17 protein-coding genes and 1 pseudogene are annotated in these 22,843 nt (G+C 53.2%); 6 read left to right on the top strand and 12 right to left on the bottom strand.

Features of this window, described 5'->3' with window-relative positions; genetic code table 11:
- Positions 1-216, top strand: a pseudogene (locus B3Z49_RS17130) (CDP-diacylglycerol O-phosphatidyltransferase); the annotation flags it as partial.
- Positions 217-260: 44 nt separating this feature from the next.
- Here B3Z49_RS17130 and B3Z49_RS17125 read toward each other — a convergent pair.
- From B3Z49_RS17125 to B3Z49_RS17110, 4 genes are all read right to left on the bottom strand, one after another.
- On the bottom strand, positions 261-1,097 hold the full coding sequence (locus B3Z49_RS17125) for a transporter substrate-binding domain-containing protein (RefSeq protein WP_296993065.1): 837 nt from the start codon (positions 1,095-1,097) through the stop codon (positions 261-263).
- A 381-nt stretch (positions 1,098-1,478) separates the two neighbouring features.
- Positions 1,479-4,688, bottom strand: a complete 3,210-nt coding sequence (locus B3Z49_RS17120) for an efflux RND transporter permease subunit (protein WP_296993063.1) — start codon at positions 4,686-4,688, stop codon at positions 1,479-1,481.
- A 23-nt stretch (positions 4,689-4,711) separates the two neighbouring features.
- Positions 4,712-5,887, bottom strand: coding sequence for an efflux RND transporter periplasmic adaptor subunit (locus tag B3Z49_RS17115; RefSeq protein ID WP_296993061.1), 1,176 nt, complete (start codon positions 5,885-5,887; stop codon positions 4,712-4,714).
- An 84-nt stretch (positions 5,888-5,971) separates the two neighbouring features.
- The gene (locus tag B3Z49_RS17110; RefSeq protein ID WP_063087656.1) at positions 5,972-6,556 is read right to left on the bottom strand and encodes a PadR family transcriptional regulator; all 585 of its coding nucleotides are present in this window, start codon (positions 6,554-6,556) and stop codon (positions 5,972-5,974) included.
- A 398-nt stretch (positions 6,557-6,954) separates the two neighbouring features.
- On the opposite strand from B3Z49_RS17110, the gene B3Z49_RS17105 reads away from it, so the two are divergent.
- The 3 genes from B3Z49_RS17105 to B3Z49_RS17095 are packed head-to-tail and all read left to right on the top strand — an operon-like array spanning position 6,955 to position 10,196.
- On the top strand, positions 6,955-8,208 hold the full coding sequence (locus B3Z49_RS17105) for a helix-turn-helix domain-containing protein (RefSeq protein WP_296993059.1): 1,254 nt from the start codon (positions 6,955-6,957) through the stop codon (positions 8,206-8,208).
- The gene (locus tag B3Z49_RS17100) at positions 8,205-9,485 is read left to right on the top strand and encodes a helix-turn-helix domain-containing protein (protein WP_296993057.1); all 1,281 of its coding nucleotides are present in this window, start codon (positions 8,205-8,207) and stop codon (positions 9,483-9,485) included. Before B3Z49_RS17105 ends, B3Z49_RS17100 begins: the two co-directional genes overlap by 4 nt.
- Positions 9,486-9,524: 39 nt before the next feature.
- A complete protein-coding gene (locus B3Z49_RS17095; RefSeq protein WP_296993055.1) occupies positions 9,525-10,196 on the top strand; it encodes a methyltransferase family protein in 672 nt (223 codons plus the stop codon).
- Positions 10,197-10,287: 91 nt separating this feature from the next.
- Here B3Z49_RS17095 and B3Z49_RS17090 read toward each other — a convergent pair whose 3' ends face one another.
- From B3Z49_RS17090 to B3Z49_RS17065, 6 genes are all read right to left on the bottom strand, one after another.
- A complete protein-coding gene (locus B3Z49_RS17090) occupies positions 10,288-10,620 on the bottom strand; it encodes a hypothetical protein (RefSeq protein WP_296993053.1) in 333 nt (110 codons plus the stop codon).
- 304 nt (positions 10,621-10,924) lie between these two features.
- Positions 10,925-11,707: a 7-carboxy-7-deazaguanine synthase QueE gene (queE, locus tag B3Z49_RS17085; RefSeq protein ID WP_296993051.1), complete on the bottom strand. Its 783-nt coding sequence runs from the start codon at positions 11,705-11,707 to the stop codon at positions 10,925-10,927.
- Positions 11,704-12,084 carry a 6-carboxytetrahydropterin synthase QueD gene (gene queD / locus B3Z49_RS17080; protein ID WP_296993049.1) on the bottom strand — a complete coding sequence of 127 codons (381 nt, stop codon included), beginning with the start codon at positions 12,082-12,084 and terminating at the stop codon, positions 11,704-11,706. The genes queE and queD overlap by 4 nt, the downstream gene beginning before the upstream one ends.
- Positions 12,085-12,219: 135 nt before the next feature.
- A complete protein-coding gene (queC, locus tag B3Z49_RS17075) occupies positions 12,220-12,963 on the bottom strand; it encodes a 7-cyano-7-deazaguanine synthase QueC (protein ID WP_296993047.1) in 744 nt (247 codons plus the stop codon).
- Between the two features lie 183 nt (positions 12,964-13,146).
- On the bottom strand, positions 13,147-14,061 hold the full coding sequence (locus B3Z49_RS17070) for a class I SAM-dependent methyltransferase (RefSeq protein ID WP_296993045.1): 915 nt from the start codon (positions 14,059-14,061) through the stop codon (positions 13,147-13,149).
- Between the two features lie 141 nt (positions 14,062-14,202).
- A complete protein-coding gene (locus B3Z49_RS17065; protein ID WP_296993044.1) occupies positions 14,203-15,540 on the bottom strand; it encodes a flagellin in 1,338 nt (445 codons plus the stop codon).
- 303 nt (positions 15,541-15,843) lie between these two features.
- On the opposite strand from B3Z49_RS17065, the gene B3Z49_RS17060 reads away from it, so the two are divergent.
- Positions 15,844-17,295 (top strand): hypothetical protein, encoded by a 1,452-nt coding sequence (locus B3Z49_RS17060; protein WP_296993042.1) that lies wholly within the window; start codon positions 15,844-15,846, stop codon positions 17,293-17,295.
- Positions 17,296-17,360: 65 nt separating this feature from the next.
- Here the strand turns inward: B3Z49_RS17060 and B3Z49_RS17055 are convergent, their stop codons facing one another.
- Both B3Z49_RS17055 and B3Z49_RS17050 read right to left on the bottom strand, forming a co-directional pair.
- A complete protein-coding gene (locus tag B3Z49_RS17055; protein WP_296993040.1) occupies positions 17,361-21,392 on the bottom strand; it encodes a hypothetical protein in 4,032 nt (1,343 codons plus the stop codon).
- Between the two features lie 146 nt (positions 21,393-21,538).
- A complete protein-coding gene (locus B3Z49_RS17050) occupies positions 21,539-22,213 on the bottom strand; it encodes a DUF5610 domain-containing protein (protein ID WP_008890288.1) in 675 nt (224 codons plus the stop codon).
- Positions 22,214-22,637: 424 nt separating this feature from the next.
- On the opposite strand from B3Z49_RS17050, the gene B3Z49_RS17045 reads away from it, so the two are divergent.
- A partial coding sequence (locus tag B3Z49_RS17045) for a hypothetical protein (RefSeq protein ID WP_296993037.1) occupies positions 22,638-22,843 on the top strand: 206 nt, incomplete at its 3' end.

Below are 22,843 nucleotides of genomic sequence, written 5' to 3'. Positions count from 1 at the left end.
TTCGGGGCGTCGGTGGCGTTTCTGGTGTCCTCGCCGTGGCTGACACTTTCGGTGATTGCCGGGGTCTATTTCATTACCTTCCCGCTGTCCTATCGTTCCTATCGCCGTATGGGCGTCGAGAACCAGCAAGAACAGGATAAAGCGGACGAGGAAGATGATGATGGTGAACCCGATGATGATCCCGACGAGGGATTGAACCGCGTCCACCAGAACTGATCAAAAGATCAAAACAAAAGCCGGCATCTTTGCCGGCTTTTTTGTTATTGCGCCGATGACGGGCGGTATTCCAGACGGGTTTCGAAATGCTCGGCATGGATATATTGATCGCGTGCGGCATAGAACCATTCCCGGTCACTCGCACCAAGCCAGTCGGCATAATAGTCGGTCCAGGGCATGGTCGGATGTGCATCGACAATGGCATTGATGGCTTCAATGGCCTTTTTGCCAGCCGGTGTTTTTGCACAGCCAATGGTGGCCTCAAGCAAGGTGGTGTTTCCGGCAATCGGCAGGGCCTTTATCAAAAGGTCGGGCGTCTGGGACCGACGGTAAAATTCCGCCTCGGACGGGAAATAGAGTGTCCAGTCAATCCGTTTGAGATCAAGCATCCGAACGAACTTGGTATCTTCAGCGACCTCCATGATGCGGTCTGTATTACGATACCGGTTCAACTGTCCGTCAACCAGGGTCCCGTAAGCGCGCCCAATTCGAACCGCGGTTGCAAGTTCCTCGTCTTTGAGGAGGTCCTCGATCCTGATGTGGCCTTCGTCATTGAGATAGGGCGCAAAACGGGCCTCATCCTCGGCGCGGATAACGATCGAGATCGGCAAATGCAGCAGAATGGTTTTGGCAAACGTAATATAGGTGCGCCGTTCCGGCGTCGGGATCAGCGTGGTTGAGCAACGTAATTCACCATCGCCACTTTTCATTTCCGCCAGAAGCCGGGCCAAGGGCACATGCATAATGCGGTGCTGATACTGTGAAAGCCTGGCTGCGAACCAGTTCTGGGTATCGGCGGCATAGCCGCTGAGTTCGCCGTAATCTTTGATGAATGCCGGCGCAAAGGAAGGCACCGCCCAGATCAGGGATTGGTCGGACACGGCATTTTCCGCCGCCGCACCATGGGGGGCAAACGCGCCTAGCGCGCAGACAAGTCCAAATACCTGTGATCGCGCTTTATGCCAAACAGCCCATACCATGCAGATCCTTTGGTTCCGGCGGGAAACAGTTCTCGATAACCATTCTAAAAATACGCCCGGAAACATTAGGAAAGTGTGTATTCCGGCCTTCGCAGACGTAGAAAGGGGCGAAAAATTAAATGATTAAGATGTTTGAATGCAAAAGGTTACATCGCGATTAAACCACACGGCTTTGATTGCCGGCTTGAAGAAAAAAGTAACCGGCCCCCGGGGAGGGGGCCGGTATAACCGCACGGCGGGGTCGGGGGAAAAGTCGCGCGGCTATTGGGTTAAAGGGATCGATTATGCAGTCGGGCCTGATGGCTTTGTCCTGTTGCGTCCGAACCGCGAGGAGACAAGTGATTTCAGTCGATTGCCAACTGATGTCTTGCGCAGACGGTTGGCAATCTTGTGGCGCATCATCAACGCACAAGGCGTAAAGATCAGGGTCAAAGCCGTGGCAAAGGCCAAACCAAACGCGATCGAGGTCGAAAGCTGTACCCACCATTGGGTGGACGGTGCCCCGACCGTGACCTCACGAGACGTGAAGTCGATATTGATCTGCATGACCATCGGCACCAGACCAAGAATGGTCGTCACCGTGGTCAGCATCACCGGACGCAGACGCTGCGCACCGGTTTGCAGGATGGCGGCCTCGATGCTGCTGGCGGTGTGTTTGAGCCGGTCAAAGGTATCGATCAACACGATGTTGTTGTTCACAACGATCCCGGCCAGTGCGACAACACCGATACCGTTCATGACGATCGAGAAAGCCTGCCCGGTGATCATCAGACCAAGGAACACACCCGCCGTCGACATGATGATGGCGATCATGATCAGAAGCGAGCTCGAGATGCTGTTGAACTGGGTGACCAGAATGATGAACATGATGAAAAGGGCCACCGTAAAGGCGTTCATCAGGAAGTCTGCCGATTTCTGCTGTTCTTCATCCTGACCCTTGAATTCGACCGATATGCGCGGATCGATATCAAGGGTTTGCATCCATGCCTTGACCTCGCCAAGCTTGGTGTCGACCAGAACGCCTTCCTGCACATCGGCCTTGACGGTCAGGGCGCGGCGGCTGTCAACACGGGTCAGCGTGCCGGTTTTGGGTTTGGGGGTGCGCGTGATGAAGTTTGACATCGGCACCAGACCCTTTTCGGTCACGATCTGCAAGTTTTCAAGCTCGTCGAGGGAGCGATACTTGGCCGGGTAACGCCCGACAATATCGATTTCCTCGGTTGAGTCATCGGGACGATAGGTCGTGAAATTGATCCCGTTGGTCACCAGTTTGACGACATTGCCAATCTGGTTGATATCAGCACCGAATTTCAAAGCCTGGGCGCGGTCGACTGTGTATTCCCAGTCAATGCCCGGGGGCGATTTGCCATCTTCGAAATTGTACATCCCGCCCATTTCCTGAAGACCGTTAACCAGAATGGTCGCCGTTTCATCAAGAAGTTCAGGATAGTACGAGCGAAGCTGGATCTGGATGTCCTTGCCCTGCGGCGGACCGGCTTCTTCGGCGCGGACTTCGACGTGAATACCGGCAAGGTCGGCCGTATCGGCAAGGATGCGTTTTTCAATCTCGCTTGCGGGCGGGCGCATTTGCCAATCAGCATATTCAAGCTGAACCGTGCCGATTACGTCCTCGGATGCCTCGTTGCCACCGGCACCATCGCCGGAACGGGCATATACGGTATCGAACCAGTGTTCGCCTTCGTGACGGGCATCAAGGGCCAGAATTCGGTCCTCGACCTCTTTAAGCAGGGCATCCTGTTCGTAATAGGACAGGTTGCCGCGTGCCCGGACCTGAACCACGGCGACTTCGGGTTCGACCGCCGGGAAGAACTCAACGCCCTTGCCAAGCTTGCCAAACGCCACCCAGACCGAAATCAGAATGATAAACGCCGCCGGAATCACCAGCCAATAGAACCGAAGAGATCCGCTGAGGATACGGACATAAAGCCCGGTGCCGCCTTTGACCTTGTGGATGTCATCGCCATGATCGGCTGCGATGGCCTCAAGGCTTTCGTTGCTTTCACTGCCAGGTTTACCAAACCACGCGCCCACGGTCGGCACAAAGATCAGTGCCATGGCAAGCGATGCGGTCAGCGTGAACAGAACCGTAATCGGCAGGAATTTCATGAACTCGCCGACGATATCCGGCCAGAAGGCCAGCGGCAGGAAGGCTGCAAGCGTGGTTGCGGTTGACGCAATAATCGGAAGCGCCATGCGTTTTGCCGCCAGCGGATAGGCCTTGCTGCGATGCAGGCCATCGATCATTTTGCGGTCGGCATATTCAGTCACAACAATCGCGCCATCAACCAGCATCCCGACCGCCAGGATCAGACTGAACAGAACAACGATATTGACCGTCATGCCCAGCGCCCAAAGGATCAGGATCGCGGTCAGGAACGAGCCCGGAATGGCAAGCCCGACCAGAAGACCCGACCGCCAGCCCAGCGCCCAGATGACGACCACCATCACCAGCAGGATCGCAAGGATCACGCTGTTCTGAAGATCGGTCAGCATGGTGCGGATGTCAGATGACTTATCCTGTGAATAGCTGATTGTCAGGTTCGGCGGAAATGCTTCCTGTGCCTCGGCGGTGACCGCCTTGATCGCATCAATGACTTCGATGATGTTTTCGCCGACACGTTTGGATACCTCAATCGCGATGGCTGGTTCGCCGTTTAGGCGGGCAAAGCTTTTTGCATCCTTGAAGGTCCGGCGCACGTCGCCGATGTCGCGGAACCGAATGACGGAATCGCCATCAACGATCAGCGGCATATCAAGAATGTCATTTATGCTTTCAAACAGGCCGGGTACCTTGATGTTAAAGCGCCCTGTACCGGTATCGATCGCACCAGCCGCCACCAGCGCATTGGAATTGCGCACAAGGCTGACGATGTCGATGCCATTCAGGCGATAGGCCTCGATCTTCATCGGGTCGATGATGAACTCGACCAGTTCTTCCCGATCACCGGCAAGTTTGGCTTCAAGCACCGCAGGCAGGCCTTCGATGGCGTCTTTCAGATCGCGCGCCATGCGCAGAAGTGCACGTTCGGGCACGTCACCCGAAAGGGTTACCACCAAAACCGGGAACAGCGACAGGTTGACCTCGTGGACTTCGGGGTCGTCAGTGTCTTCGGGCAGTTCGGATTTGGCGATGTCAACGCGTTCGCGCACATCGGCAAGGGCTTCGTCGATATCGACGTCGGAGTAAAATTCAAGCGTCACCGATGCCCCGTCCTGATAGGACTGGGAGCTCATTTCCTTGACACCTTCGATGGATCGCAATTCCTGCTCCATCGGGCGCAAAAGAAGGCGTTCGGCATCTTCCGGCGATACGCCGTCATGATGCATGGTGACATAAAGAACCGGGATCTGAACATCCGGGTCGGCTTCCTTGGGGATGGCGTTATAGCCAACCGAGCCAGCCAGAAGCAGCAGGATCAAAACCAGAATGACGGTGCGCGATCGATTGAGCGCGTGATCAATCAGGGACATTTTTTATCTCCTCATGATACGCGCTATTGCGCGGAGTTTTCCGAAAGGGTCGGGCCGGTATCGTCAGACGCCGTCGAAGGTGCTTCGTCATCCTGCATGATCGGAAGACCATCCTTGTCGGTTTCAAGGTGGACAACCTCAACAGTTGCACCTTCCTTGACCCAGTCATGGCCGACAACGATCAATTCAAACGTGTCGGGCAGGCCACCGATCCAGATCCGGTCACGATTGCCGCCCTGCAATTCGACAGGAAGGAAATCGACCTTGTTGTTATCGACAATGGCGCGGACGCCAAGTTCACCCTCGTCATTAAGCGTCAGGACCGACGGCCTAACCTGATGGGCCCGTTTGATGCCGACCGGAATTTCAAGTTCGGCGGTCATGCCATCAGGAATGCGCAGATCGGGATTATCAATTTCAACCTCGACCCGGAAGGTGCGGGTGTCATTGTCAGATGCCCGGGCTGTGTAACGGACGATACCGTCATGGGTGCTGCCGTCAAACAGGGTGACGCTTGCCAGTTGGCCAAGGTCAATCGCGCTGATCGAATGTTCGGGAACATGGGCAACGACCAGCATCGGGTCACCCTGCATCAGGGTTGCGACCCGATCCCCAATTGACAAAAGGTCACCGATCTCGGCCGGGCGTTCTTCGACGATGCCATCAAACGGGGCGCGGATTTCGGTATTGCCAAGCTCGGTGCGCGCAATCATCAGATCAGCGCGCGCTTCTTCAAGCAGGGCAAGTGTCTGTGCCACACCGGTTTTGGACCGATAGTTCTTTTGGGCCAGACTTTCGGCGGCGGAATGTTCAAGTTCACGCTGTGCGACCAGCGCGCGCGCCTTGGCAACACGGGCCTGACGATCACCGGTGTCAAGGCGTACGATCAGATCGCCTTTCTGAACAGCCTGGCCCTTGATCGCGCCAACTTCAATCACGCGTGCCTCGGTCTCGGCACTGATTTCAACAGAAATGACCGCTTCGGTACGGCCGGTGATGCGCAAATGATCGACGTGATCCACAGCGTGGCTGGTGATGGTGCGCACACTCGCCGTAGTTTTGGCGGCCTTGTTTTCAGTGGTCGCATCTGAGGCGCTGGTCTGTTCCGTCGTCTCATCACCACCCGTCAAATAGGCGCTGCCGATCCATACAACGGTCCCAACGACCAAAAGAATGGCGATCAGGCGTGAAGCATTCATTGTTCTGTTCCCTCAAATATTCCGCTATCGGAATGCGTCAGTGGCTCTGTTGGGCACGTCTTGCGCACAGCGTTCGGTTGCGTCCTAGGACTTGTTGGCCTTGCGCGCCTTTAACTCATCAAGCAGGCCCTGCTTGTTTTCGCGAATAAACTTCAGCGTCGCATTGCACATGGCCTGCCCCAGTCCGGCAACAAAACAGCATCCCGGTCTGAGTTCGCCGTTTTCATCGCGGGCATTCGATTTTTGATGCGCCGGTTTGTCGGTGTTTTCCGGATCAATCTGCTGGCTCATCAGTTCATGACGGGCAGCAAATTCATCAATCAGCGCCTCGGTCAGTTCAATCGGCATTTCTTCGGCAAAGGTCAGCATGAACAAAATATCAGAACGATAACGATCCTCGGCCGGTCTGGTCTGCAACAACGTGCGCAGGAATGTGCGACGTCCTTCGGATGTCAGTTGATAGATCTTCTTGTCCGGTCTGTTTTCCTGTTCATGTTCAACAAATGTGACCAGACCGTCCTGAGTCAGTTTGGTCAGGGCCGGATAGATCGAACCAAGGGACGCGATTTGAAAATGGCTGAATGTGCCATCTTCAAACATCTTGCGGATTTCATATCCTGTTGCCTCGCCGCCCATCAGGGCACCCAGACATAAAGTACGTACGTCCATCTTGTGTTCTGTATCCTTATCTACGCATCCGGGACTGAGTATGCCGCGGCGGGGGAAGGTGCCAAAGCGACTATATCAATCCGATATATATCGAACTATCATATATCAATTCGATATAGTCAAATAAATATGATGGAACCTTTTGTGACAGCCCTTCAATCTGGACGAAGCATGTTTGGTTCGTGTTACAACATCATTGTTGTGATGATCGGCCACAGGGTCGGGGTATCGGTGGCCATCGGGTGATCACTTTCGCAAACTCGATCCCGGGCGGCGTCCGCCTGTGCATAATCGGACGCCGATAGTGTCCGATTGTGTCTATTGAAACGATATAGTCGATCGGGCTGGACATTGTTCGCCGTCTGAAGATCCATCTGAAAAATCAGGAGTACGCCGGAATGACCGGTTGGACGCATTATGTAAGTGTTGTGGTCGCAGCCGTTGGCGTGGTGCAGGCGGTGTTCCTGTGTTTGATCCTGCGGTCCGAAGGTTCGCGTGCCTTTGGGGCCAACCGATGGATGATGCTGTTTATTGCTGCTGTTGCGCTCAATCTGATTGAGGATGTGGCTGAACCTTTGGTCTCGGCCGATATGGGCGGGTTGCTTGATCTGTTCTTTAGTCCGATCAATTTTGCAATTGCGCCTGCGGTCTACCTCTATTTTCGGGAAATTTCGGGCAACCCGTCGCGCCGCCCGTGGGGGCATTTCATCTTGCTATTTGTGGTGTTTAACCTGACCGCGTGGGTTGTCACACATAATGGTGGTGGGACCGTTTGGGCGGGGCAATATACAATCGCGGAATTCGTTGATGCCTTTAGCTGGGGTACGATCTTTATCCAGATAACGATATATATTGTTCTGTTGTGGCAGGTGGCTTGCCGCTATTTGCGCAAGACCGAAGAACAGCTTGGTGCGGATCGCAAGGCCATGCAACGCTGGATTGGCGTGGTTCTGGGTGGCCTGACCTTCGTGTTTGTTACGGTCGCGGTAAGCAAGATTGTTGAGCTTTACTTGCCCGATAATGCCGAAATGTTTGGCACCGAGATCGCGTTTGCGCTGGTGCTGTTTGCCATGAGTTATGAAATCGCCACGCAGCCGGCCGTGTTTGTCATGGCTGATTGGCCATCAGATGATGCCAACGAAGCCGGCGATGTGCAAAGCCAAACGGTCATGTCGCCAGACGAAAATGCGCCCGTGCAAACAGCTCGGACGGATCATCGTGCGCATGATGATACGACCCCGCGTCCGTTGCTTGATCCCGATGGCGTGGAACGGGCCTTGGCGCGCCTTGAAGACATTCAGGCGCGGGGGGATATTCTTCTGGACCCGCTGGTGTCCTTGCCGAAACTGGCGCGTGCGGTTGGCATAACACCCAATCAGCTGTCCTATGTGCTTAATCATCATGTCGGCAAAAGCTTCTTTGATTTCGTCAATGCCGCGCGCATACGCGAAGCCCGGTCCGTTCTGGTGCTTGAGCCCGATCGTACCATTCTTGATATCGCGCTCAGTGTCGGGTTCAATTCGAAATCGACCTTTAATCTTGCCTTCAAGAAAATCACTGGTGAAACCCCCAGTGCCGTGCGTGAAGCCAGGGCAGGAAATGCCAATAATGATGAGCAAGCCGGGCTCCAGAGCCTCACAGGAAAATCATGATTAACACTATGCTTGGTTATCTTGATGTGACAATCGCTGTCATTGGGCTTCTACAGGGCGGTTTTCTGTGCCTTTTGCTAAGATCGGAAGGTGTTCGGGCATTTGCGGCCAACCGATGGATGATCTTGTTTCTTTGCTGTTTGATGATCAATCTTCTTGCTGATATCGGTGATAATTTCAGTTCTGAACAGGTTCGGGATTTGATCGTTCTGTTTTCCTTTCCCTGCAATTTCCTGATTGGGCCATCGATTTATCTATATTTTCGAGAATTATCGGGCACCCCGGAGCGTGCCCCATGGGTGCACTTCCTCCTGCCGGCGTTGGTTCTTAATTTGTTGGTCGTGCTTTTTGCCGTCGACGGATTAAGTGGGGAGGCCTCAGTCGGTTCTCTTGCTTTCCTTATCGAAGGCATCAAAGGCCTTTGTTGGGTGGCGATATTTTTGCAGGCCTGTTTCTATATCTATCAATTATGGATGCTGTCTCAGGTTTATTTCTGGCAAGTTCAGCAACAGCTGGGAGTAGGTCGTCGTGTGATTCAGCGATGGGTGTTTGTTATTTTCGGCGGGGTTTGTTTGATCTTTGTGACGGTTTTTGTCAGCCGGGTGGTCGCATTTTATATACCCGAGCAAATGGCAATGACCGGAACGGGTGTTGCCTTTGTGCTGGTTCTTTTTGCGATGAGTTATGTGATCGCAACGCAGCCTGCGCTATTTGTCATGGCCGATTGGCCGGAAAATATCAAAAGGTCTGCAATCGCAGACGGCGTCTTTGATAACAAGCGGGCGCAAGATCAAGAAAATGGCATGGGTGTTGGTGTTGCTTCGTCTTCGGAAGCTGCGCGATCACTGCTTGACGAGGACGATTTGCAAAGGGCTTTGACTAAGCTCGCCGAAATTCGGTCTCGACGCGAACTGTTACTTGATCCCTTGGTGTCTTTACCCAAACTTTCCCGGGCTGTTGGTGTGTCTCCCAATCAGCTTTCCTATGTGCTTAATCGTCATCTTGGGCAGAACTTTTTTGATTACGTCAATAGTGCACGTATTGAAGAAGCACGTGCAGTTCTGGTGCTTGAGCCCGATCGGACAATTCTTGATATCGCGCTAAGTGTCGGGTTCAACTCGAAATCGACCTTTAATCTTGCCTTCAAAAAGATTACCGGAGAAACACCGAGCGCCGTGCGCGAAGCAGCGCGCAGCGGAACAACGCTTGCTGCCGATGCGTCCGAACCGCCAATTGCAGGACCGAATCAACAGCATTGGACGCCAAAGATCGGGTGATCGCGGATGCTGTGCCCTCTTTTTCCCAAGGGGGCATACATGCTGCAACCACGCTTTATCATTCAACCCAATTTCAATTCTGCGACAGACGCGCACGCGGCAAAAGATCTACAGCGCATTCAGCGCTACCGAAAATGGACGCTTCGCGTCGGTGTTGTGCTGCTTTTGGCACTGGTTTGTTTTACCCGTGCAGGATTTGATCGCAACAGTGTTTGGCACCACACCATCCAGGTTATCGGGATGATGGCGATCATGGTCTGCATCGTGGGGAGGGGCTGGTGTTCGCTTTATATTGGCGGGCGCAAAAAGACCGAACTGGTGACGTCCGGCCCTTATTCGATGTGTCGAAACCCGCTTTATGTTTTCAGCTTCATTGGCGCATTTGGCGCTGGTGCCCAAACCGGCAGTATTGCCATCGGGCTTGTCTCGGCGGTTTTGTGCTGGGCGGTGTTCAGGCATGTGGTGCTGCGCGAGGAAGCCATGCTGGCGGAACGGTTTGGCCGGGCATTCAAACGCTATGTGAATACTGTTCCGCGTTTTCGCCCGACATGGTTCCGTTGGCGTGACGAGAAAGAGATTTTGTGCCGACCAGCCCTGTTTTTGGCCACCACCCGCGATGCGATGTGGTTCTGGATTGCCATTCCTGTGTTGGAAGGTGTCAAAATCCTGCAAGATCACGGGTGGCTGAAACCGGTATTCTGGCTGCCATAAATCCATGATCATATGCAGGGCAGAGATGTTGGGACGCGATCAGTTGATAACGTTCTCTGCCCGGGCTGCTCCCTTTCGGCTTTGCACGCCGTCAGGCGGCGGCGTTATCCGTTGGCCTGCCGCCAAAGGATTTGATCATCTGATTGCGTTCATCTTCACGCAGCGGATCGGAATCAAGGGCAAGGGCGGCTTCAAGCACCTGCGGTTCGACCATCAGGACGTCAATACCGTCCTTCATATCCACCTTCGCCCAGAGATGGACATGACATTCCAGCTTGATGTAGCTGCGCATCGCAGCATCAGGATCAAGCTTTTCAAGGGTGTCGACTTCATACTCGCCAGGCGAAAGCAACCCGGGATGGCCGGGCAAGTGGAACGGATGAAAGAACGTCACCGTACGATGGGTTGTGCGGGTTATGCTCATGATCATGGCTCCTTCGAGCATCCGGAAGATGGCCTATAAAGGTGCTGATCTGGTTTTTGTTGTGAATATGCACCTATCGGCGGTGTGGCGGGCGGTATCGTCCGGCCCGCTTTCTTCCGGCAGGTTGTTCTGGCGCCTTAGACGGGTTTGCTCAATCCCCAAGAAAGTCGTGCGTGGTACGGCCACAAAGCGCCATTTTGAGTCAGTGCTGGCCTGGGCCGACACTGAACACATAGTATTAAGATGGGCATTGTCGGGGCAAAACGCAAGATTTTCGGGGGCCTGCGGCAGTTTTGGCCCAAGCTTAAACCCCGCGTAAACTGCCCCAGACATGCACATGCCATTGCGGTAGCACGCGCACATCAAACCATTTGCGCTTTGCCACTTCATCGACCAGCCAGCGATACCGTTCGGTCAGGCCATCGATATCAACACCGTCTGCGCCATCCGGATGCGGCTCGGCAGGCGTTGTATTGACCGGCTGCAAACAGACCGGAATGCCAATGTGAAGGTTCCTCACATAATCGGCAAACATCAGGTCGGCGGCATCGCGCACCGGGAATTTCAAGGTAATGGCCGGACCATTCAGAATGCCATCGGACTGGGCTGCTTCGATACAGGCAGCAAGCGCTTCCTTATCAAAACTGGTCGAGGAACTTGGTGGTTTTGGGCTGATCGTCAGGAAATTGAGGTCGGCAAACCAGTCCTTGGCGATGCTGCCCTGGGTTTCAATCGCAAAGGTAAAACCTTCGTCCTTGCCCATGGTAATCAGGTCGCCCAGTGGTTGGATCGCCGGGTTGCCGCCCGACAGTGTAATCAGGATCGGTTTGCCACCGGAAAGCTTTTTGACTTCGTCCAGAACCTCGGTCGCGGACATCGGTTTCCAGTCCGCCCGAAAGGCCGGATCAACCGCATAAAGCGTGTCGCACCACGAACAGCGAAAATCACAGCCGCCGGTGCGGACAAACACCGTCGGCATGCCAATCAGGGCACCTTCGCCTTGCACGGTCGGGCCAAAGATTTCCGAAATGCGGATTTTACCACGTCCCTCGGAAATGTCGGCAAGGTTGGGATCGTGCACCGTCATGGACGATATTCCGCCCAGGTTTTCGGCGTTTCCGAGACGCGCACCGCCGATACTTCCGGCCAGCGATGATGTGCCCATTCATAAAAGAACAGCGCAAGCCGTTCGGCGGTCGGGTGATCGTGACCAAGAACCTCATTAAGGTGACGGTGATCAAACTCGTCATCAATCAGCCGTTTGAGCGGGCCCAATTCGCGGTAATCACGGACAAAGCCACGTTGATCAATGGCGGCACCCTTAAGCTCCACCTCGACGATATAGTTATGGCCATGCAGGCGCGCGCACGGGTGGTCTTCTTCAAGGCCGCTGAGTTGGTGGCTTGCAGAAAAGGCAAATTGTTTGGTGATGGTGAACATCGGTTTTCTTTCGGTGTCGTCCATTTCTGCCCCCATGAGCATGCGGATCGAGGTCCCCGCCTTCGTGGGGATAACAGTGCCAAATCAAGCAGGTCTGCGGTCGATCCGTCATGCTAGCTTCGGCGGGCATCCAAGGTGCAAATTTTAATTGTATGAGGATTACTTTGCTGCGCAATCGGTGGTGGGCAAGGGGCCGAATTTGCGCGCCATATGGTCGGCACGGGCCTGTTTCCAGTAATCGCGATCGACATAAACGGTCGGATCCTTGACGCGCGCCAGTTCAAGCGCCTCGCGCCGCTCGACACAGGTGCCGCACCGCCCGCAATGGGTTTCCCCGCCCTTGTAACATGACCATGTCAGATCGACCGGCACGCCCAGACGCCCTGCCTCAAGCGCGATATCGGCCTTCGAGACATTTACAAACGGGGTATACAGCTTGACGTCCTTGACACCCTCAAGGGCGTGGTCCTGCATGGTCTGGAACGATTTGATGAAATCGGGACGGCAATCGGGATAGATGAAATGATCCCCGCCATGCACGGCCGCGGCAACCGCATCGGCCCCGGCACTGGCCGCCGCCCCAAAGGCCACAGCCAGCATGATCGCATTGCGGTTTGGCACCACGGTGATGCGCATGGTTTCTTCGGCGTAATGGCCATCGGGCACATCGATATCATCACTGGTCAGCGACGATCCGGTCAAAAGGGCACCGACCGGGGTCAGATCAACGATGTGGTGTTTGACGCCAAGATTACGCGCCGCACGGGCGGCGAAATCGAGTTCCTTTTTATGGCGCTGGCCATAATCAAACGAAATCAGGGAATGGAGCTTGTGCTCAACCGCGACCTTATAGGCCAGCGTGACGGAATCCAGCCCGCCAGAGCAGACGACAATCGTCTTCATAATGATCAGTCTTTCGTGTTTTTAACCTGGTGCTACGACAGGGGAAGGATCATCCTTCCAAGGGGGCGGGGTTTGCCATGCCGGTTGCCAAAACGCAAGCACAAATCCACGCATGCGGCCATGCGTGATGCGCAGGAATGCTTGGGTTTTACACGAAATCAGCGATCAGACGGAGTGGCCGGATCAGGCGCGCTTTGCGCTAAGTACATGAAAACAAATCGGGACCTGAAAATGGCCGTCTTCGATATAGGGCGCCAATGTTTCAAACATCGCGGCATTGATCGCGCCGACTTCCATGTCCGATGATTTGCGCAGAACATTGCCAAACAGCATATCCATTTGCGGTTTCCAGAACGGGGCGTTTTCGGGAATACGGCCAGCCGGGCTGTGGGTTGTCGCTTCAATCCCGGTAAAGCCTGCTTTCTCAAAGCGCATCATGGATTGATCGGCATCGCCAAAGCAGAACGGGTCGAGCCCGGCGGCATCAAACCCGATGCCAAGGATGTTGCCAAGAACCGCATCCATTGCGGCAAACAGCGGATTATCCACAAGCGGCGCCCAGACCATAAACACCGCCTTGCCACCGGGGCGCAGAACGCGGAATGCCTCGAGAAGCGCCTTGTCCGGATCCTCGCAAAACATCACGCCGAAACGGCACGACACCACGTCAAAGCTCTGATCCTCGAACGGCAGTTTTTCCATATTGGCCGGAACAGCCTTGATGTTGGAAATTTCTTCTTCGGCGGCGCGTTCCATCAGCGCATCGCACATGTCAGAAACAATGTCGGACGCAGTTACATGTCCCGCAATTCCGGGGATGTTAGCGCTATCATCCGTGCCGCCGCCCAAGGCACGGGCAAAGGAAAAGGCCGGTTCGCCCACCCCGGATGCCAGATCAAGCACCTCAAGCGGCGCGCCATTACGCAAAGCTGCAAGCCCCGGAAGATCGGCCGCCTCGATCATGTGGCGGTTGATCTTCTCGGCCGCCGGTGCCAGGCGTTCTGCCCAGGTGATCCAGTCGGTCGAAAGGTTTTGCCAGGTCTGGGATGATTTGTCGGCGGCGGTGTCGGATGTGTTGTCGGATGTCGGGGTGGTCATGGTCGATATGTATCCCTTTGCGTTCCGCAAAGACCATAGACTTAAACCCCATGCCGTTTAAAGGATGTTTTGCAGCGCAATGAGGGTCAGAAGCCCCGCGCGGGGGCGCGGGGCTTCCTACACTCGCTGAGAGGTGGCTCTTCAACCTGCCAGCAAGCGTATCAGGTTCTGGCGCATTTCACTGACGCGGGCCAACATCGCGACACTTGATTTGATCAGGATTTGTTTCGATGCGTAGTTGGTCATTTCCATCGCAACGTCGAGATCAAGCAGGCTTGAGCGCGCCTCCTTGACGTTTTCAAGCGTCGAGGCAAGGCTTTCGCTGGCAGCATCCAGACGGTTCTGGTTGGTGCCGATATTGGCCCGTGCGCGTTGCAGATCATCAATCGCGCGCGCCACAGCCTCGATCGCAGTTTGGGCCTTGGCGGATGTGGCAATCGCATTGCTGCCCAGCTCATCAAGGCTTGTCTCCGTGCCGTTTTTGCCCGTACCAAGGGCGGCACCATCAACCGCGGTCGTCGGGATCGAAAGCTGCGCACCGCCGGTATTGCCGCCGCCAAGCTGGAAATAGATCTTGTCAGGCAGTTTGTTGCCCTGATCCTCAAGAACCGATAAAACCGGGCTGGCGCCAAAAATCTGTGCTGTGGCCGATCCATCGGCACCGGCACCATCGGAGCCCTGGGCCAGGGCGTTGGTGATGGTGGTCGCAATATTGAAGTTCAGGTTCACGTTCACACCGACATCCTCGAAATCGAGTGTCTGTGTTTGACCGGCATTAAGCGCCTTGCTGCCGCCGGAGGCATAATCGGTGATATCGATGCTTTGGGTCCGGTGCGGACTGGTGCCATCGATTTCGGATATCGCACTCAGCAAAATGCGATCCCCGGTTTTGAGCAGATCAAAGCGAAGCTGATTATCCGCCGATCCGTTATCGTTGGCGTCACGAGCCCAGTAATTGTCATCGGTGATGGTGAAATTTGAAAAGCCATTGGCAACCGAAAGAACCTCGGCAGAGCCGCCAGCCTGCAAATCCGAATAATCAAGGGACACATCACTGCCATCGCCGAGCAACTGGATGCCGTTGAAATTGGTTGCGGCCGCAATGCGATTGATCTCGGTGCGCAGGGCGACGAATTCGTCATTGAGAAATCCGCGTTCCGTGTCTGACAGGTTTTCCGATGCGGCCTGAACGGCCAGGGTGTTCATGCGCACCAGCACATCGTCGATGGTGACCATGGCCCCGTCGGCAATTTGCAGCATGGAATTGCCCTGACCGATATTGACAATCCCCGCTGTCAAGGAAGTGGCCGTCGAGTTCAGCCGCGACCCGATGGCCATTGATGCCGCATCATCGCGGGCAGAGACCACACGTTTCCCCGATGACAGCTTGGCAAGCGACCTGTTCGCGGCCTCCTCGGCGCGCGCCAGATTGCGGTGCGCCAGATTGGCCGCGTGGTCGGATATGATATTTAACGCCATAACGCAGTTCCTACCTGAACAAGCAAAGATAAAGGGTGGCGGCGTGGACGACCTCCTCCTGAGATCGGCTGAAGGCAATGTTAATTAGATAAAACTTAAATGGCAATATCTAATATTAGAATCTTCTTAATAGTAACTATCTGAAAAATATAAGAAATATGCCACCCTACGCGAAAGAGGGGGTGTCTCATACGGATGGAAAACAGCTGTTTTGCGGCTGTTAACTTAAACCCGCGATAACGCGCGCCCTCACAGGCATTTTCGCTCCGCGTCGACAGGGGACGTAACGCGTAAAGGTGCCCGATGGAGCAAGAAACACAAGAAGGCCTGAACATCTGGCGGCTGGCGGGGTCATCCATCTTGGCCGGATTGACCTGTGTGCTTTATTTCGGGTTTGTGATTACGCTTTTTGCCGGATTTACTGCCGATATTCAGCGCGATTCCCTGCTGCGGGAGCTCGGCGTGTCATCGCCTGGCATGTTGGAACGACTGGTCCTGCAAGCCTTCCATGAAGCCTCCTTGCGCGAAGAGGCCGGCATTTTGCGCGATGATATGCGCGCGATTGATACCAGATCCCTTGAAGAAACCCGGAATGGATTGGCCTTGCGCAAGGATGCGATTGCCGCATGGTGGGACGCGTTTGGCAGCTATTCACGGCTTGGTGCAACCGTTGCCAGCAATCGCGATGCATTTGATCCCGAATTTGCAGGTGCGTTCTTGAGTGCGCTCAATGCGGCGCATCAATTCGTGACAAGTCAACAAACCGCCATGCCAACCGACGGGCTGTTTGATCCGCCAACCGGCATGGTGGGCGGCGGTGGTACAACCCTTGGCCGCGCCGGATCGCCAATGCTTGATGTGCCCTTCGGGGAAAGCGATGCGGACAGGAAACGTCGTGCAGACGGCATTGAAATCATGACCCGGCTTCACGCCCTGCTTGATCACCCGAAATTCACCGACAAAGCCCCGGAAGCCCTGATGGATCGCGCCGGCCAGCAAGTCGATGCCATTCGAAGTTCCATGATCCGGTTTGACGAGAAAAACGCCCGCGCCCAGATCGAATGGGCCAATATTCGCGCCGAAAACCAGCACGCCGCAAAGCTCAGAACGAGCTTGCAAAATGAGCTGGCCGAGATCGAGGCAGAGATCAGACGTCAGGACGAAGAGTTTGGCCAGGATACGGTGTCACTGGTTGCCCTGTTTCAACACCCCGTCGGCCATATGCTGTCCTATTTGATCCAGTTGCCCACCATCATGCTGACCTTGTTGGTCACAGTCGCGGCAGGCGGATTGGGGGCGGTGGTTGCCTTTACCAGACAGAATTTCGGTCAGCCGCCCACGGCCCAAACGCCGCCCAAAACACCACCCGATGAAAATGCCGCAGATCACAACACCTCAGATCACAATGCCATGGATCAAACCGCGCCGGAGGCAGTGCCTGCGCCGCAGTCCGATACAGGGCCGCGGCTTCAGGGATGGGAACATCTTGGCAAAAGCCTGAAGCCCGCCGCAAGGCTGCTCGTCATGACCGGGGAGGGGATCGCTGCCGCCATGGCCATCTTCCTGTGTACAGAGGCAGGCGTACTGATGGTCAGCCAGGGCGGACCCGACGGATCAGGACAAATCGATATCAGCCCGTTTCTCGTGACCTTCATGGCCTTTGTCTCGGGCTTTATGGCCGAAGACGCCTTTGCGCGTATTCAAGCGGCTGGTCAAAAGTTGTTTCGTGTGACGGATGATCATGAACGGGGTTAGGGCCTGAAACTAAACTAGATTAGAGTTAGCCTGTGTGTCTTTGACGAGACATTTTTTGCAAAAGTTCACTGCGTCACAGTTCTCTCAATTTCTTTCAACATGCTCAAGGATTCTGGAGACATATTGATTTTCAGTGCCTGCGCCGACGTAAGTAATACATGAGCTACTTTCGGTAGGCCGCTGAGCGCGGAGTTCCTGCAAGCTGCTTCTATACTAGGGCAATAAAGCTGTGGGGATAGGAACGCAAATCTCTGATGTTCAAGAGCATACAACCATTTTTCGTTGCTTAAAGTTTCGAGGTGTTTTGCACAGTACTTACTTCCATACAAAAACAAATTTAAGACCCGGAATAGCGAAGTCCAAAGCTCATCAGGTGGTAAAGGACCCTGCTGCAAACTTATTAATGCAAATGCAACCTGTTCTTGTAGAACCATGTTCGGTGGCAAGCCGCCTTCTAAAATATGCAAAAATCTCTCTGTGGCTTCTGTGGTGCCAGCAAGCTCAAGCAAACTTGCTCGCCAAGATGCAATCGGGAATTCGATCTTAGGTGACTTCGATAGCAGAATGACAGTTGCCTCCAGCATAAAGTTTTGAACTCGTTCCTGCTGGGCTGGGTCACTCCAGAATATTGTTGGTAGCTTGGGGATATAAGTGGAGGACCAACTGGCATCTAGTCCTTCTTCATTTAGTTTCTTGCTTGTTTCCAGTGCTTCCATTGCGCGAACGTAAGCGGGAATTAAATGCTCGAAGTCTCCGTTGATATAAACCGCATTTAACTCAGCAAATCTCTGCGATGTCTCGATGACTAGGGTTCGTTTGCCGCCAGTAAAGTGTTGCGACTTGTTTTGAATTCCAACATCTAACTTAAGGAGTTTTTCTGCATTTGCTAGAAGCTGCCAAACTGTCGATAGTTCCTTGATTTCAAGGTCTTTCATACCCTCGTGGGGGTCTGGCTTGCTGCACATGCCCGGTAGAGGGCGCATCAATTCATCGCTCGCCTCATGTCGGGTTTCGAAGTAGATCCAAGCAACTGTGTGTCCTACGGTAGCATGTAAGTGTCGGACGTTTAGCTCCTGCGATAATGGAATTTCTTCTAGTTCGGTTAGGGTGTCGCAGAAGAGTTCTAAGCTTCCCGAGTAGTTCTTACTCATCCATCTTGCAAAGGCTGCGTCAGCCATCAAGCCGATAGCGGTAGTCTTGAGAAATTCGGTGTCATGAGACAACTTTGCTCCTTCTAAGAAATAGTCCTCGGCTCGATTCCAGTTATCAAGCTTGGCGGCGCTAATCCCGGCCATCCGCAACGTGAAAGTCAATTCTACTGACGAAAGTTCTTTGCTACCGCCTATGGTACTGGCGAGTTCTAAAACTTCTTTGTAATTACCTGAGTGGAAAAGAACTTTGGCCTTCTGATTAAGCAATGGGAGTGCATTGGGGAAATTGCTTAGCGCGTTGCGCACAAGATCAAGGGCTTTTGCTGGCACCTTTTCGTATTCATCGGCAATCACCGATAGTGCTACGGAAGCCGCGATAATAATTTCAGAGCATTGCCAAGCAGTAGCACAGTCGATCGCTTTATTTAGAGCCACCGTTGTTTTTTCGATGTCCAGTGACCCGTTTTTAACCTCTTTCCACCACGCACGGCTAATTAGCATTCCAGCGAAATCACTGTCGGATTTACAGGTTGCAAGCAGGTGGTTTCTTTTTTCCTCTGTTAAAGCATTCAAAGCATCTAGAAGATCAACTAAATCATCTAAGCCAGCTGTACGAACCGCTTGATAAGAAAACAGAACTTGAGCTGGTAAATTGTCTCCAAACTTTGGAAGGTCCTGAGAGGATTCAGCGAAAGTTCGATGGATTTCACTGATTTCGTCGATCGTATCTGCGTGTTCAATTAGTTTGGACAGCATAGATACGACCACACCTGCAGGGATATGGATCTCTAGTGTGTTGAGGATTATGCCGTACGCAAGAGCCTCGGAGTATTGTCTTGAATTTGGTTCTTCAAGCCGGTTGATACAGCTTTGAATGTGGTCAATGATATTTAGGGATCTATTGGAGTTTCCCGATGCTACGGATATTCTGTATTGTGCAAGTCTCAGAATCACTTCAATACTAGGATCGCTTGGTAGAATGAATCGATCACTATCTAGCGTTAATATCGGTAGCCATTCCAATTTTCCCGATAGTTCATTTAATTTTGATTGGTTTTCTCTAATGATTATTTGAGAGAAATAAAGTATTGGAAGTGTGGATTTTGCGAGAATTGCATGTAGAAGAGCTGTTCCAATCTCAGCTTTGTTTGTGGTTTCTCTATTCATTGCATCGATTGCAATGGTTTCGTGAACAGTTCTAATTTCGTTTGCGGACAAATTGCTTTCAGCTGCACCGATGAGCAGAGGGGATGTCCGGTACCTATTATCTCCTTCATTTTCGACCCAAGGTCCAACAAGGGTATCGAAAGCTTCTCCGGCAAGTCTCAATGGAGGGGGAGCTGCTGCCAGTGAGGTTGCCATCTCACGTGAAAATGAACCGGAGATTAGGCTTAGACGATAAGCAAGAACTCTTACATTTTCGGATGGGATTTCTTGCATTAGGCGCTGCCGCGCTTCAGATCTAACCTTTTCCACAGCTTCAGGCTTGGCAAGGTCATCCTTTTTTGGTTTTGGCCACCCTTGCGCTACTAAACTTCTCACTCTTGCATGAACGAGCTGTGGATGTCCGCCTGTGGTAAGAAAGATTAGTTTGCTCCATGAGTTCAAAGCATGTGCATCTTTCAAGCCATGCTTCTCAAGCATCTCACTGATGTCTCGTTCCTGAAAAGGAGGAACTTGTGTTTGACTTTCCTCGTTAGCCCAAAGTTTGGGAAGAAGCTGCAAGGAAGGTGCGAATGGGGAGGTGATTAGTATTACGCCTCCCGCATCTTTAGCTCGGAAAAATAACGTAATTAATTCGCGTTCATATTGACTCGCACTACGCAAGTCCAAGTCGTCTAATACCAAATAAGGGGTAATGTTCGAAGTGTTGAGTTCAAAGCTCGCGTGTCGAAGAGTGTTTTGAATTTGCTCACCGGATAGACCGCGAAAGCCGCACCAACCCCAGTTCTGAGTAATTTTTTGTGCAATCAACAATGCAAGGTTGGTTTTGCCTAAGCCGCTGCTGCCATGGAGGAATAGTATACTTTGTCGCTTCGCCGTTTCGGCAAGGCTTTGTGTTAAAGAACTGCGAGAAATCTGTCCATTCACTGCCGGGGGGGCAGATGTAATCGAGGGCGGAGAAGATACCAGCTGATCTAGGCGAAATGCATCAGCGGTGCCTGCCAGCTTGTAGAGGCGACTGCTGTGCCTGAGCGCTTCAAGCTCTCCTCTGGGGACTGCTTCTGTTGTGGCATCATCAAAGGACCGCAGAAAGTCTACGCGAGTTAGGGCTTTTGGGCCTTCCTTTGTTAAAAGGTCTACTATCTTCCTCAGTAAATGATCTAGAGAGTTCGATGAATGGTAAGAGTTGATTCCAAGTTGGTGGCCGTGAAGAATCAGATTGTCGTGAATAGCGTCTTGAAGCGGTACTATCGGTTTTGATCCAAGATCCCATTTAATTGGGATAAGTAGTTTTTCTTTAACAATTTTGTCATTTGAATCTTTTAGAAATTCTTTTAGTGACCGAGAAAGGTCGAGGTTTAGTAAAAAAGATCTGAGAGGTTGGATGTCAACTTTACTGTTTGCAGCACCTTGCCAATAGTCTAAGCCATTAATGTTGGTGCCAAAGGGAGAGCCTTTTTCACAGCCGGGATGTGTAGTCGACAAAAATCGAAATTTAACTTGATTATTTGGATTATTTTGACTGTGGCTCCAGAAGTTATTTATGGCGTCAATCACGCTTCTGCTGCGAAGCGTAATGTTTCCACTAAGATCCTTGACTTGGGTTACAGTCGCTTGTTGTTGTTCGTAGATGTCAAAGTCTTCTGCTCCCTCTAGGACGAGAGTTTCATCCTGATTGAGATTTGTCCAAGCCAAAACACTTTGATAAGCCTGATATACGTAGCCGCGTATGCTATCAGTTGCATCTCTTTTGCTGTCTGCGCGAAGTTTGGACGATGTCATACACAGTTTCTCATGCTGCTACGTTAGTTTAGTAAAGGATATCACTCGTTCAACCTTTGCGGAAGAACTGTGGTTAAGTGAGCCGAACAAAAAAACCGGCCCCAAGGGAGCCGGTTTTAATCTGTGCGAGCGAGATGTTTGGAGCGTTAGCCGTTGGTGCCGTAGCGCGGCGCGTTGCGCTGGGCATTGCTGCCAGCTTCGGCGTAGGCTTGGCTTGCCTGTGCGGTCTGGGTGACCTGCGATTGCAGGACCTGTTCATCGCGTTCCGGCGTTGCGGCCTCGGCGGCTTCTTCCGACGCGCTGCTGTTAAACAGTTCGGTCAGGCGCTGCTCGATGCTTTGCAGGCCTTCATTAAGGCGTTCTTCGGTCTCGTTGATATTGCCGTTAATTTCGTCATTCAGCGCGCCCAATCCGTCAAGAATGGCGCGGGCATCTTCAAGACCGGCTTGAATGCCTTCGCTGGCCTGATCGAAAATTTCGCGTGCTTCGGCCTCGGAACTTGCATTGGATGCAATCAGATCGCCAACGCGGGCGAGAATGCGGTCTGCAACGCCCTCTGGCGTGTAATCGTCGGGATTAACACCCTGGATCGACAGGCCGGTGGATTGCAGGCTTTCATTGATTGCGGCAACGATATTGTCCGCCGACAGGCGGGTCGCCGATTCAGAAGACAGCGAAACAGACGTCGCAGCGGCAAAGGCGGACGTGCCATTATTGTTGCCAGCTTTTTCAGTATCGCCCTGGCCCGGCAAATAGGATTGTGCCGAACGCGTAGACGCGCCGGATTGTTGGGATGACAGACCACCAATGGTGATATCCATAATCGTCCTCCCTGGACGGAGAGCTTTGAGAGCTGTGCTGACAATCAGCACTTTTCCAAGCAAGCTTGCGCAGCAGTTTCGCGCGCGAACAAGGACTTGGCAAATTTCACCTTTTAATATGGCATGGATGGCCAGGAAAATCCAGTGTTGTTGTATCAGGGCCGATGTGCAAGTTCGGGTTGATGGTCGGGCACTGGTGTATGCATTTCGCCCGGTTGGTGCGGGCGGTTGGCGGCGGGTGGCGAATGTTTGGCAAAATCGTCGGGTTTTCGCCAGAAATCTCGTTATCTGATGTTGCACGTCGATCAAAGCACGCTTATGAACACAGCTTAAGAATATTTTGGAACCCGATCCGGGGAAGGCGCGCCATTTGGGCGGCGCCGGACGCCAGGGTCGGAGTTGGACAGGCAGGAGTTGATTAAGCGTGGCGAACTATCAGGAAAGTGCGCGGGAATTTGAAAAGCGCTGGCAGGATTACTGGCGGGAAAACGATACTTATCGCACGCCAAATCCCGGCGATGCCGATTTCGACGCAAGCAAGAAGAAAAGCGTCATCCTGGACATGTTCCCCTATCCAAGCGGGGTTGGCCTGCATATCGGCCATCCGCTGGGCTATATCGCGACCGACGT

Source organism: Thalassospira sp. UBA1131, from assembly GCF_002311515.1.
Lineage (GTDB): Bacteria > Pseudomonadota > Alphaproteobacteria > Rhodospirillales > Thalassospiraceae > Thalassospira.
The sequence above is the reverse complement of the archived record's forward strand: the minus strand, read 5'-3'. Positions and strand labels throughout refer to the sequence as shown.

Bases quoted from the DNA above. Each gene is read 5' to 3' on its own strand.
- queE (WP_296993051.1), bottom strand. From the start codon at position 11,707: ATGACGGTGCACGATCCCAACCTTGCCGACATTTCCGAGGGACGTGGT.
- queD (WP_296993049.1), bottom strand. From the start codon at position 12,084: ATGGACGACACCGAAAGAAAACCGATGTTCACCATCACCAAACAATTT.
- B3Z49_RS17115 (WP_296993061.1), bottom strand. From the start codon at position 5,887: ATGAATGCTTCACGCCTGATCGCCATTCTTTTGGTCGTTGGGACCGTT.
- B3Z49_RS17060 (WP_296993042.1), top strand. From the start codon at position 15,844: ATGGAGCAAGAAACACAAGAAGGCCTGAACATCTGGCGGCTGGCGGGG.
- B3Z49_RS17065 (WP_296993044.1), bottom strand. From the start codon at position 15,540: ATGGCGTTAAATATCATATCCGACCACGCGGCCAATCTGGCGCACCGC.
- B3Z49_RS17070 (WP_296993045.1), bottom strand. From the start codon at position 14,061: ATGACCACCCCGACATCCGACAACACATCCGACACCGCCGCCGACAAA.
- B3Z49_RS17110 (WP_063087656.1), bottom strand. From the start codon at position 6,556: ATGGACGTACGTACTTTATGTCTGGGTGCCCTGATGGGCGGCGAGGCA.
- B3Z49_RS17055 (WP_296993040.1), bottom strand. From the start codon at position 21,392: ATGACATCGTCCAAACTTCGCGCAGACAGCAAAAGAGATGCAACTGAT.
- B3Z49_RS17090 (WP_296993053.1), bottom strand. From the start codon at position 10,620: ATGAGCATAACCCGCACAACCCATCGTACGGTGACGTTCTTTCATCCG.
- queC (WP_296993047.1), bottom strand. From the start codon at position 12,963: ATGAAGACGATTGTCGTCTGCTCTGGCGGGCTGGATTCCGTCACGCTG.
- B3Z49_RS17100 (WP_296993057.1), top strand. From the start codon at position 8,205: ATGATTAACACTATGCTTGGTTATCTTGATGTGACAATCGCTGTCATT.
- B3Z49_RS17050 (WP_008890288.1), bottom strand. From the start codon at position 22,213: ATGGATATCACCATTGGTGGTCTGTCATCCCAACAATCCGGCGCGTCT.
- B3Z49_RS17120 (WP_296993063.1), bottom strand. From the start codon at position 4,688: ATGTCCCTGATTGATCACGCGCTCAATCGATCGCGCACCGTCATTCTG.
- B3Z49_RS17105 (WP_296993059.1), top strand. From the start codon at position 6,955: ATGACCGGTTGGACGCATTATGTAAGTGTTGTGGTCGCAGCCGTTGGC.
- B3Z49_RS17095 (WP_296993055.1), top strand. From the start codon at position 9,525: ATGCTGCAACCACGCTTTATCATTCAACCCAATTTCAATTCTGCGACA.